The organism is Collinsella sp. TM05-38 (assembly GCF_003466445.1).
Taxonomy (GTDB): Bacteria; Actinomycetota; Coriobacteriia; order Coriobacteriales; family Coriobacteriaceae; genus Collinsella.
On record NZ_QSPM01000003.1, the window covers coordinates 37,720 to 50,434 of the forward strand.

A 12,715-nucleotide genomic window follows, 5' to 3' on the forward strand; every position below is an offset into this window, starting at 1 on the left:
TAGCACACGGGCCATGCGGCGCATGACGCTGCAAATGATACGTTTCCCAATGTTGCCGAGGGATCATTTTTTAGTACTTGAAGAAGCCCTCGCCCGAGCTTTCGCCCAGCTTGCCTTCGTCGAGCATCTTCTTGAGGACGGACGCCATAGCCTTAAAGTTGTAGGGCATCATCATCTTCTTGAGCAGCGGGCTCACCAGGCCCGGGACCTTCTGATACTGCATAACGATGTTGTACGCCGTCTGGATGCCCACGGTGTCGAATACGCGGAACGGGCCCTTGGGAGCGCCGGTGCCGCGCGTCCATGCGAGGTCGATGCTCTTGGGATCGCTCACGCCCGAGACATACAGGTCGAGGCCCGAAAGCAGCCATGGCACCAGCATGGAATTGAGCAGATAGCCGTTCTTTTCCTTGTTGACGGGCAGGGCAAGCATGCGAATATCGTTGGCAAAGTCGACGAGTTCATCGAAATAGCGCTTGTCGGTTTGGCTTTGGGCCATGACCTCGGTCATGTTGTTCTTCCAGATAGAGTTGGCAAAGTGTAGCGATAGGTACTTCTCGGGGCGGCCGGTGTACTTGGCAAAGGTGCTCGGCAGCAGCGTGGAGGAGTTGGTGACGATGACGGTCTTTTGCGGGAGAACCGGGGCGAGCTTCTTGTAGAAGTCGATCTTTGCCTGGGTGTCCTCGGCCATAGATTCGATGATCAGGTCGGCGTCGGCCACTGCCTTGGCAAGATCGAGCTCCAGCTTGAGTGTGGAGTAGGCGCGCTCAACGGCGGCGAGTGCCGCCTCCCTGTCGAAGGTCTGGTCGCTATCGGCGATACCGGCGCACCACTCGCCCGTGCCGTCCGCCATGCCCTCGATAGCAGCGATGTACTCCTCGCGCACATGATCGATCTTGGGCTGGGTGCGGCCGATGCTGCCCTCGCTGCGCAGCCAAATCGTTACATCAAAGCCGCAGTAGGCAGCCTGAAAGGCAATCTGGCTTCCCAGCACGCCGCCGCCGGCAACGCAAACGGTCTTGTAGCTCATGAAACGGTCCTCTCTTACGTAATTCCATAGATGTGTTTTTATTCAACCGTATGGAGGCTACGAGCCGGGGGCTGGTTCTACAAACGGACGCTTTTACGCGGTGAACGGCTACACCTGTTCATTAACTCAGGGCTCCGAGGGCGATTTTTTGTGCCACCGGGACGTCGTTTTCGAAAGTGCGGTGAAAAATTGAGTTTCGTCGACCAGACCGACTTTTTTAACAACAAAACCGCAGGTAACGAGAGCCCAAAAGAGGAGTGTGCTCGGGAGGTTCGCGTTTTTCCCCGCACTTCCGAAATCCGAGTCCGCTGAAGGCGTCAACAAGCCCATTTACGCAACATATGTCCAGCAAAAACGGGTGGTAGCCGGCACGGCTGCCACCCGTTTGTCTCATATCCAGCCCAAAGCGGGCCGTTTACTTCTTAATGCCGCGTCCCAGGCGCTCAGCGACCGATGCCACGGCCTCCTCGCTGGCCGGTCCGCAGTTCGCGCAGCCGTCGTGGGCACGCATCTGGCCGGTGACCTCGTCCATCGCGAGCGGCGCCACCTTCTCGAGCTTAAAGCCCTTGCCGGCGCGCATGTTCTCCTTTGCCACGCTGATCATGAGCTTGATGCGATTGAGCTGGTTCACCTCCGACGCACCCGGGTCGTAATCGACCGCTACGATGTTGCTCTCGGGATGCTGGCGGCGAAGCTCCTTGATCACGGCCTTGCCCACCACATGGTTGGGCAGGCACGCAAAGGGCTGCGTGCAGATGATGTTGGGCGCACCATGGTCGATCAGGTCGAGCATCTCGGCCGTGAGCAGCCAGCCCTCGCCCATGTTGTTGCACACCGAAAGCACCGTGCGGGCCTTGTCGGCCATGGTGCCGATGCGCTCGGGCGCCTCAAAGCGGCGAGACTTCTCGAGCAGCTCTTCCACCGGCGTACGCATCCAGTCCACGAGCTTGATGAGCGCCTGCATGCCCGCGCGCGTGGTAGCAGAGCTTCCCAGCTCGTCCTTCTGCAGCTCGGCATTACTCATGGAGTACAGGAAGAAGTCGAGCAGGCCCGGCACCACGGCCTCGCAGCCCTCGCGCTCGATGACATCTACCACGTGGTTGTTGGCTGTGGGGTGGAACTTGACCAAGATCTCGCCGACCACGCCCACGCGCGGCTTGGTACCCTCGCCCACGAGCGGCATAGTATCGAACGCGCGGATGGCCTCGCGGCACAGCTTGGTGTAGTTGTGGCGGTTGAACTTGGGTGCCAGCTTGCGGGCGCGCGCCATGTACTCCTCGTAGAGCGCGTTGGCAGCACCGGGCGTGGCCTCGTACGGGCGGCAGCGGTAGAGCATCTGCATCATCACGTCACCAAAGAGCACCGCGTACACAGCCTGCTTAAGCAGGGCCGGCGTCAGCTTAAAGCCGGGGTTGTCCTCGCCCAGCGCCACGGCCGAAAGCGAGATCACCGGGATCTCGGGGTGGCCGCTCTCGCGCAGGGCCTTGCGGATGAGCGCGATGTAGTTGGTGGCACGGCAGCCGCCGCCGGTCTGGCTGATGACTGCGGCGGTCTTGGACAGGTCGTATCGGCCGCTCTCGATGGCCTCCATAATCTGACCGGTCACCAAAATGGACGGGTAGCAGATGTCGTTGTTTACGTAGCGCAGGCCGGCCTCGACGGCGTCGTGATCGGTCGAGGGCAGCAGCTCCAGGTTGTAGCCGGCACCACGGAACACCTCTTTGACCAGGTCAAAGTGGATCGGCGCCATCTGCGGGCACAGAATGGTGTAGCCCTCGTCGCGCATCTGCTCGGTAAAGGGCACCTTGGGCCATGCAGTCGAGGCGCTCTCACGCTGCGCTTCGAACGTGTACTTGCGGCTCGCGAACGCAGGGGCATCCGTGGAGGGTGCCACCGGCGCGGCATCGCCCTGCTCGTAGGCCTCACCCGCAGCGGTTGCCTCGGCCAGACGCTCGGCCTCCTGGTCCTTGAGCGCCGCCATGAGCGAGCGGATGCGGATGCGCGCGGCGCCCAGGTTGGACACCTCGTCGATCTTGAGCACGGTGTAAATCTTGCCGCTGGCCTCCAGAATCTCCTGCACCTGATCGGTGGTCAGGGCATCGAGGCCGCAGCCAAAGGAATTGAGCTGGATCAGGTCCAGATCGTTGCGCATCGTCACAAAACGGGCCACGGCGTAGAGGCGCGAGTGGTACATCCACTGGTCAACGACGCGGATTGGGCGCTCGGGCTTCACCAGGTGCGCGAGCGAATCCTCGGTAAAGACCGCAAAGCCAAAGCTCGAGATAAGCTCGGGCAGGGCGTGGTTGATCTCGGGGTCGTTGTGGTAGGGACGGCCGGCGAGCACAATGCCGTGGCCGCCGTGGTCCTCGACCCACTTAAGGGCCTCCTCGCCCATGGTCTGGATATCCTCGTGGAAACGGGCGTCGGCCTCATAGGCGGCATTGACGGCGGCATCGATCTCGGAGCGGGTGATCTTGGGTCCGCGCACGCGACCGCGACCGGCCTCGGCGTCGGCCACGCGGTCGACGGCGAGCACCTGGTACAAGCGGCGCTTGAGCTCGGTCTTATCGTGATAGGGCACAAACGGATACAGGAACTCGATGTTCTGTTCGCGGATCTCGTCGATGTTGAGCGCCAGCGCCGTGGGGTAACTCATGACGATGGGGCAGTTGTAGCAGTTACCAGCCGTCGGGTCCTCCTTGCGCTCCCAGCGCACGCACGGCATCCAGATAAAGTCGACGTCACGGTCGATGAGGTTCATCACATGGCCGTGGCTCATCTTGGCCGGATAGCACACGCTCTCGGACGGCATGGACTCGATGCCCGCCTGGTAGGTCTTCTTGCTCGACTGGTCGGACAGCTGCACGCTAAAGCCCAGGCGCGTAAAGAACGCATGCCAGAAGGGGTAGTTCTCGTACATGTTGAGCGCACGCGGGATACCGACGGTGCCGCGCGGGGCCTCGTCGGGACTCAGGACCTCGCGGCCAAAGAGCAGCTCGTTTTTCTTTTTGAAGAGGTTGGGAGCCTCGGTCTTCTGCTTTTTGTGGCCGGCGCCCTTTTCGCAGCGGTTGCCGGTGATAAAGCGCCTACCGCCGCCAAAGTCGTTGATGGTGAGCTGGCAGTTGTTGGAGCAGCGGCCGCAGCGGACGTGCTTTTGCGTCACAGTGAGGTGCGCGATGTCCTCGGCCGAAAGGATGGTAGAGGTGCCGTCGGCGCCGGCGCGATCGCGGGCGAGCAGGGCCGCACCATAGGCGCCCATGCAGCCGGCAATGTCGGGACGCACGGCGTGAACACCGGTGAGCTGCTCAAATGCACGCAGCGTGGCGTCGGACATAAAGGTGCCGCCCTGGACGATCACCTGACTGCCAATCTCCTTGGGATCGCGCAGCTTAATGACCTTGAACAAGGCGTTCTTGATGACGGAATAGGACAGGCCGGCGGCGATGTCGCCCACCGTGGCGCCTTCCTTTTGCGCCTGCTTAACGCGCGAGTTCATAAAGACCGTGCAGCGGCTGCCCAGGTCGACCGGAGCCTTGGCATGGATGGCGGCATCGGCAAACGCGCGCACGTCCATGTCCATGGAGACGGCGAAGCTCTCGATAAAGCTGCCGCAGCCCGACGAGCAAGCCTCGTTGAGCATGATGTGCTCGATGACGCCGTCCTTCACGCGCAGGCACTTCATGTCCTGGCCGCCAATGTCCAGGATGAACTCGACCCCAGGCAAAAACGCCTTGGCGCCACGCAGGTGCGCGACGGTCTCGATCTCGCCGGAGTCGGCCTTGAGCGCCTCGATGAGCAGCGCCTCGCCGTAGCCCGTGGTAGTCACGTGGCCGATGGTGCAGCCGGCGGGGATGTGGTTGTAGAAATCTGCCATGATGACCTTGGCCGTGCCCAGGATGTCGCCGTTGTTGTTGCCGTACCAGGTGTGCAACAGCTGGCCGTCCTCGCCCACGAGCGCGGCCTTCATGGTGGTTGAGCCGGCGTCGATGCCGATGAACACGCGGCCGGTGTAGCCGTCGAGCTTGCCCTTGGGGACGACCTCAGTGTCGTGGCGACCCTTGAACTCGGCAAAATCATCGTCGCTGGCAAAGAGCGGATCCAGGCGCTCGACCTCGGCACCCTGCGTGTCGCCGAGGCTATCGATGGCCTCGATGAGCTGCGGGAACGTGCTGAGCTTGCTGGACTCGTGCGCCATGGCGGCGCCGCTCGCCACAAACAGGTGGGCGTTTTGGGGCACGATGCGGTGCTCCTCGTCCAGGTTGAGTGTGAGGTAGAAGCGGTGGCGCAGCTCGGAGAGATACTGCAGCGGGCCGCCCAGGAAGGCGACGTTACCGCGGATGGGGCGGCCGCACGCCAGGCCCGAGATGGTCTGAGTCACGACAGCCTGGAAGATGGAAGCGGCCACATCCTCGGGGCGGGCGCCCTCGTTGAGCAGCGGCTGCACGTCGGTCTTGGCAAAGACGCCGCAGCGGCTGGCGATGGGATAGATGGTGGTGGCGTTGGCCGCGAGCTCGTTGAGGCCGCTCGCGTCGGTGTGCAGCAGGGTTGCCATCTGGTCGATGAAGGCGCCCGTACCGCCGGCGCAGGTGCCGTTCATGCGCTGCTCGATGCCGTTGTCAAAGTAGATGATCTTGGCGTCCTCGCCGCCAAGCTCGATGGCGACGTCGGTAGCGGGGATGAGGGTCTCGACGGCACGCTTGCTGGCGATGACCTCTTGGACAAACTCCAGGTCGAGCCATTGGGAGAGCAGAAGACCACCCGAACCGGTAATGGCGCAGGTCATCTGGGCCGTCGGCAGCACGGTCGCAGCGCCCTCGAACAGGTCGCGGGCGCAGGCGCGGACGTCGGTGTGATGGCGCTGGTACTTGGCGTAGACGATCTGGTTGTCGTCGTTGAGCACGGCGAGCTTGACGGTAGTGGAGCCCACGTCGATGCCCAGGTGCAGGTTGCCGCGGGCGGCCTCGGGGTTGAAGATCGCGCCTTCGGGGGCTTGGGCGGCGGTGGCGGCTGCGGGCTCAGCGGCGGTGGCGGGCTCGCTAGCGATGGACGTCTCCCCTGCCGTGTTCTTGGCATCGGCAACTGCCTCGGCGACCTTCTCGGCAGCGGCGGTCGCGGCCTTCTGCGCAGCGTCCACCACGGCGGGCGCGGCCTCGCGTGCGGCAGCGACCACACGGTCTTTAATGCCCTCGACGAGTTTGCTCATCTGTTTCTCCTCTTAGTTGTTGGACTTGACGGTTGCGGCGGTGTCGGCCGCGTCCTCGAGCTGCAGGTTCAATAACTTCATGCCGTATTCCGGCACGTTGATATCGATGGGTTGGCCATACAGGTCGCCGGGGCGCACAAAGGCGATAACCGTCATGATGCGCGCCATGGTCTCGGGCGATTCGGAAAGGTCACGCTCAAACCAGCGCTGAATCATGCCGACCTCGGCACTCACGACGTAGGTGACGTAGTAGTCAAAGAACGTGCCCAGCGCCAGGCCCAAAATGCCCGTCTGCGCACGCGGCGCCACGGCCTCACGTGCGGTGTCGATAATCCTTTTAATGAAGGCCTGGTCGCCGCCCGGACCCAGCAGCGCACCGATTAAGTCGCGGTTGGCCGCAAGATAGCGCAGCAGTTCAACCGAACCGGGCGCCGGCTCGAGCTCATCGATGTTGTGATAGAGATCGGGCAGCTGAGCTGCAGTGATGAGCTCAATGCGCTCACGAATCTCGGCCAGCAAACCGTCCTCGATTTGATTGATAAAGTCGGGAATATCGCGGTAGTGCGAATAGAACGTGCGACGCGTAAGGCCAGCGCGCTCGGTGAGCGACGCAACATTAATGCGCGAAAGGTCGCCGCTTTCGGCAAGCTCGCTAGCAAGTGCCTGGCGAAGGGCACGCTGCGAGCGAAGGGACCGGCGATCACATTTCTCGAGCTGGGACAAGCGTCCTCCTTGTTACTCATCCTGTGCGCTATTGCACAGTGCGAGTATTATTGCACACCGTGTGCATCAACACGTAAAGGCAATATTTGGAATGTGGCAGAGGGACTGTCCCTTTGTCACATCCCGGGGCGGCATTACCGTTTGTCCAAAATGGCATTCGTGGGTAGAATAGTGTCGACGGCAGCCCAAGTTGTAGCTAGCTGGGCAGCGCCGTTGTTTGCATTAGGGGGTCAACGCCTTAGCGGCGGCGACCCCTTCTGTTGCGCTTCGAACGTTGCTTAAGTGCCTCGGAAAGTCCGATGAGCGTCGTGAGGAGCGAGGCCAAAGCGGTCAGAAGCCTCACAAAATCAATCAAATCGGTCATGGGCATCACCTCCCATCAAATGGAGGGCGCTGCCCGGCACAAGGAGCTGCCGCCAACAGCATCAATTCTATCAAAGCGCAGTTAGATATGCGAATGTTTGTTCGCATATCTAAAGATCGGAGCTCGGGTATGGCGAAGGAACAGTTCCTTTGCCATACCCGAGCTTGTCGCCGAACTGCTACCTACATTTTTCGAGTTATTCGGCCACGCTGCTGGTTCTGTATAAATGCACCGCCGGGATTATCTGAGAGTTTTTGTCCTTATTTGAGCGCTTGCATGCCCATTTGCTCACTTACGTCACCGAATCAAACACCATTAGAGGTATGAATGTTCCTGAAAGGGCATCTTTAGTCATTTAACGACCTCCGACAGGCCGAATAACTCGAAATTTGTTGGTGGCGAAAGCGTAACAGTCCTATACGCCAAAAGCCGGCATCTCCCATGTGACAGAGGGGCTGTCCCTTTGTCCCTTATTCAATGATGGTGTGGGAGTTTTGCTTGCGCATGGTGGAGAGCATGTGTTTGGGGACGGCGTGGACCATGCAGCTGCCGATGGTCGCGCTAGCGGCGGCCTTAGCTGCATCGCTAGCGTTTTTGGTCGCGTAGCTGTGGCGGAAACGCTTGAGCATGGCGATGTCGTTTCCGCCGTCGCCATAAACCGCAACCTCGTCCTCGGCAATGCCGTAGTAGCCCGCCAGCCAGGCCACACTCTCGCCCTTGTTGCATGCCACGTCCGTGATCTCGAACATCACCGGATCGAACGGCGCGTTGACCACGCGGTCCGAACGCTCGGCAAGATACGCCTTAAGGTCGCGCTCCAACTCGGGCGAGATCACGCGACAATTGATCTTGCATACATCGTGACGCAAGATATCGCCGATCGACTGGTCGAAATACTGTTCCTCGTGATACCCGCCACGCGCACGCATACCGCGCATCACGATGCGCTTGATAGGACTGTCCTTTTTAAAGCCCGCCTGGTGCATCTCGAACGAGCCGCTCGAGAACATGCCATCGGGCGTGGAGCAATCAAAGCAAATGTCCGGAAACTCCTTGAGCAGCTCCTCGGTAATCTGCGGATCGATAGTCCAGGTCTTGAGCACCTCTCCATGGCTGTCGCGCACGATGGAGCCGTTAGAGCAGCAGGCGTCAAGCGCCAGCCCCGTAAAGCCATGCTCGCCGATTGGCAACGTCGAGCGTCCGGTCGCGGGAACCACGTGCAAGCCAGCCTCGGTCAGCTCGCGAATGGCACGGCGGATGGTCCCGTCTGCCTCGTGCAGGGCGTTCAGCAGCGTTCCGTCTAAGTCACTCGCAAACATCTTGATCATGGGCATGCCTCTCCTTCGTCTGCAAGATATTGTAGACGAGAACGGGCGTACCCAAACAATGCCGTCCCGGCGCAGCGTACCACCGCCTCCACAAATTCACGGTGCCCCAGCATGTTAAGACAATCGCCACAAGCGACTTTTCAGCCGATAAAACAGCGCCGTCGTCAACGTCAGCACCGCCAACATTCCTGCGAATACAATCGCCGGAGTCCATCGATCATATGCGAGCCCGTAGACCAATTGGCCAATAGGCGTTGCGCAGGAAAGGACCATGTAAACGACCGAAAGCACTTTTCCGCAGAGCTCAGTCGGCGCTGCCCGCTGAACAAACGCGATGATTTCAACCGACGCAATGGCTGCCCACACCATGACCCATGCCGAACCAACCGTAAACACGGTGAACACGCATACATCTGCGCCGAACAGTAGCGTAACAAAAATCGGTACGACTCCAAAACAGATCATCGCAACATATCGACATATGCCATTGAGAGAAAAGCGATGCGGCCAAATGCTGACCAAGCCACTGCCGGTAAGACCACCCAAGCCCAGAGCAACCTCAACTATCCCAACGCAGGACGATTGCATGCCGAGATGCTTTGTAACAATAATGGGAGCGCCAATCGTTAGCCCAACCAACGCAAGGTTCAAAACGGCCGCAAGCAAAATCACAGCGACCAATGATGCATTTTGCAACAGATACCGAATCGACTCCCGAAAATCATTTCGGCATGTCGTACGAGTCGCGCAGTCTCCCATCGTTTCAGATGAGGCATTTTGCTTGAGTGCGCCCCCAAACAGCAGGGCTGAAATCGCAAACGTCACCGACGCGGTCGCGCAAAGAGCATCGATACCAAAACACCCATAGACTGCCGTCCCGACCACAGGGCCCAAGATATTGCTCGCCATGGTCATCTGCGAAACCAATGCAGTGGCCCACTCAACCTTCTCTTCACCCGCCATGCGCACCGTCTCAATTTGGAGCATTGGCTTTAGCAGCGATTGAACGCCATATTGAACACAAAGTATCGCTGCTACGACGACCACAAGAGGCAATGAGCGCTTCATGGGGATAGACAGCAGCGATGCAGTCATCAGAGCAATACCGAGGGCCACGAGGACCTCGCGCTGTCTCCCGCGATCCGCCAAGATTCCGCCAACCGGAGTCGCGAGCACACCTGGTATGAACGCTATCGCCGCGACAGCGCCATATAACGTTGACGAGCCGCTGTAATCGAACAAGTAAAGCGGATACGCAAAGCACAGCGCCGACAGCATCGAATACGTGCACAGCTGCGCAACAAGAAGGCCAAAAAGTCTGATAGATCGTACTGTTTTTTGCGTCAACGAGACGCTACTCCTCCACATTCCAGCCATAAGCCTACCCCTATACATACCGGTAGTATGTATTTAATGACTTGAATAGGGCAGCCGTGGCTACCCTCACAAATCAATTACATACCGTTGGTATCTATATTACCACCCGGCGCGGTCCCATACGTCCCAAATCTGCGCCGTTGTCTGAAGCACTTCATTACCCAAATCGAGCCCCACCGCGGCCGCCATCTGCGCCAAACATTGTGCGCGAGCGAGCATTCGCTCCTTGGGCTCGAGCGGACGGAACAATGGCAGCAGCCAAAGATTCGCCAACAACGATACGGCCTCTGCCGCTTCGCGCGGGCATTCGCACGCAATGGAGCCGTCGGCGATGCCCTCCTCGATCACTGGCAAGAAACAGCCATCGGCCGCATCGTCAAATGAGCCCTGGTACTGCATCGCCAGTAGACGCGAGCTTTTTACCGGATCTGCCGCAGGATGTATGCGTGCCCATAGTTCAATTTGCGGAACGACGGACTCGGGAGCGTAAAGCCTTTTTAGCTTTTGGGCGCCGGTCATATTACCGACGCCAAGCATCGAGCGGCGGTGCTCAACAATCGGAGTCATCGCCCGATCAAACGCGGCGTTGAAAATCTCTTCTTTGCTCTTGAAGTGATGATAGACAGCGCCCTTGGTCATGCCATCGAGGCGGTCGACGATATCTTGAATGCTCGTCCCCTCATAACCCTGTGCGCAGAATAACTCCAGCGCCGCGTCGAGAATCTTCGCGACCGTCTCCTCGGGATATTTATTACGACCCATAATCCGCCCATCCGCAACGCAAGCCTTATGCCTCATTGCAGTATTTTAACGTTGCGGATGGTAAGCGGTCGATTCTACACCGCGGCGGGGCCGTGCTCGCCGGTGCGGATGCGGACAACTTCTTCGACCGGCTCGACCCAAATCTTGCCGTCGCCGACGGCACCGGTGCGAGCGGCGTTGCAGATGATTTCAACGATACCGTCGACATGCTCATCGGCGCAGATGAGGGTGAACTGCACCTTGGGAATCGTGTTGACGAGCAGCTCGTTGCCGCGCACGTATTCCTTCCAGCCATGTTGCGCGCCGCAGCCCTGCACCTGGTTGATAGTCATGCCGCGAACATCAGCAGCAAACAGCGCGTCTTTGAGAACCTCAAGCTTCTCAGCACGAACAATCGCCGTAATCTTCTTCATAGTGAATTCCTCTCTTCAATAAAAGAAATGAATTGCCATTCAATGAGGCGGGTTTTCGAGGTGCCCGAGATTGCCCCGAAAGAGGAGCGCCGCGTACTTCGGTACGCAAGCGACGGTTTGAGGGGCAAGGTCGGGCGCCTGGGAAAGCCGCGCGACGGTTTGAACGGCAAGGTGCGGTGCTTGGGGAAGCTGCTAATCGAGTCCGGAGAAAGAAGGATATGCGCTCTCGCCGTGCTGGCTCGCATCCAAGCCCAGCGCCTCGTCGGCCTCGTCCACACGCAGGCTGCCGTGGAACAGCGCCTTGACCACCGCGGCGATCACCAAGTCGAGCACCAGCACAATAACGACCGTCACCACAATGCCCAAAATCTGCGAGATAAGCAGCGACGCGTCGCCCGTATAGAACAGACCGCCTTTACCGGTCCACGAGAGTTCCGGCACGCAAAACAGACCCGTGAGCACGCCGCCCAAAATGCCGCCGATGCCATGGCAGCCAAACGCATCAAGCGCATCGTCGTAGCCGAACTTGGTCTTAAGATGGCTGATAGCCAAGTAGCAGACGGGCGATACAATCAGGCCCATGACCAGCGCCGCCCACGGCTCGACAAAGCCCGCGCCGGGCGTGACCACCACGAGGCCCGCAACCAGACCGGTGCTGGCGCCCACCAGCGTGGGGCGACCGGTGTGCACGCGCTCGACGGCGAGCCACGAGACCATACCCGCCGCGCTGGCCGTCACGGTGTTGAGGATAGCAAGCGCCGCAACGGCATCGGCCTTGAACTCGCTGCCGCCGTTAAAGCCAAACCAACCAAACCAAAGCAGGCCGGCGCCGAGCGCCACAAACGGCACGTTATGCGGGCGATAGCTCACCATGCCAAAACCGCGACGACGGCCGAGCATTAAGCAGAGAATCAGGCCGGTAAGACCAGACGAAATGTGCACCACGTCGCCGCCGGCAAAGTCGAGCGCGCCGATGATGTCGCCGATAAAAGAGCCATCGCCGCCCCAGACCATGTGGGCGAGTGGCGCATAGACCACGAGCAGCCAAATGCCCAGGAAAGCCGTCATGGCGCCAAACTTAACGCGGCCGGCCAGGCTGCCCGTGACGATGGCGGCCGTGATCATGGCAAACGCCATCTGGAAGGCGATGTTGATGATCTGAGGGTAGACGGCACCGTCCGCGGCATTGCCCTCGGCCGCCTGCAGTACCTGGTTGAGCACCGGCAGGCACAGCAGCTGGTCAAGGCCTCCAATAAACGGACTCGAGCCGTCGCCGCCATAGGCCAGCGACCAGCCGGCAACAATCCACAGCACACCAACCAGGCCAATGGCGCCAAAGCACATAAGCATGGTGTTGATGACATTTTTGCGCCTGGACAGGCCGCCATAGAAAAACGCCAGACCCGGTGTCATTAAAAACACGAGCATGGTGCAGATGAGCATAAACGTTGTCGATCCTGTATCGTACATTCGCTCCCCCTTGGTCGCATGAACGTTGTCGGCGCCCATAATGCG

General features: G+C 59.9%; 9 protein-coding genes. All 9 read right to left on the reverse strand.

Features of this window, described 5'->3' with window-relative positions; genetic code table 11:
• Window positions 1-70: 70 nt before the first annotated feature.
• Window positions 71-1,030 (reverse strand): 3-hydroxyacyl-CoA dehydrogenase, encoded by a 960-nt coding sequence (locus DXD49_RS01945; RefSeq protein WP_117794064.1) that lies wholly within the window; start codon window positions 1,028-1,030, stop codon window positions 71-73.
• Window positions 1,031-1,445: 415 nt separating this feature from the next.
• On the reverse strand, window positions 1,446-6,233 hold the full coding sequence (locus tag DXD49_RS01950) for a 2-hydroxyacyl-CoA dehydratase (RefSeq protein WP_117794065.1): 4,788 nt from the start codon (window positions 6,231-6,233) through the stop codon (window positions 1,446-1,448).
• Between the two features lie 12 nt (window positions 6,234-6,245).
• Window positions 6,246-6,956, reverse strand: a complete 711-nt coding sequence (locus DXD49_RS01955; RefSeq protein ID WP_117794066.1) for a TetR/AcrR family transcriptional regulator — start codon at window positions 6,954-6,956, stop codon at window positions 6,246-6,248.
• Between the two features lie 238 nt (window positions 6,957-7,194).
• A complete protein-coding gene (locus DXD49_RS09975; protein ID WP_255413633.1) occupies window positions 7,195-7,320 on the reverse strand; it encodes a hypothetical protein in 126 nt (41 codons plus the stop codon).
• A gap of 470 nt (window positions 7,321-7,790) precedes the next feature.
• On the reverse strand, window positions 7,791-8,648 hold the full coding sequence (locus DXD49_RS01960; protein ID WP_117794146.1) for an HAD family hydrolase: 858 nt from the start codon (window positions 8,646-8,648) through the stop codon (window positions 7,791-7,793).
• Between the two features lie 114 nt (window positions 8,649-8,762).
• Window positions 8,763-10,025, reverse strand: a complete 1,263-nt coding sequence (locus DXD49_RS01965) for an MFS transporter (protein WP_158564842.1) — start codon at window positions 10,023-10,025, stop codon at window positions 8,763-8,765.
• Between the two features lie 99 nt (window positions 10,026-10,124).
• On the reverse strand, window positions 10,125-10,787 hold the full coding sequence (locus DXD49_RS01970; protein ID WP_158564843.1) for a TetR/AcrR family transcriptional regulator: 663 nt from the start codon (window positions 10,785-10,787) through the stop codon (window positions 10,125-10,127).
• Window positions 10,788-10,861: 74 nt separating this feature from the next.
• Window positions 10,862-11,200: a P-II family nitrogen regulator gene (locus DXD49_RS01975; protein WP_117794069.1), complete on the reverse strand. Its 339-nt coding sequence runs from the start codon at window positions 11,198-11,200 to the stop codon at window positions 10,862-10,864.
• Window positions 11,201-11,392: 192 nt separating this feature from the next.
• Entirely contained in the window at window positions 11,393-12,670 is a 1,278-nt protein-coding gene (locus tag DXD49_RS01980; protein ID WP_117794147.1) for an ammonium transporter, read from the reverse strand.
• Window positions 12,671-12,715 lie beyond the last annotated feature (45 nt).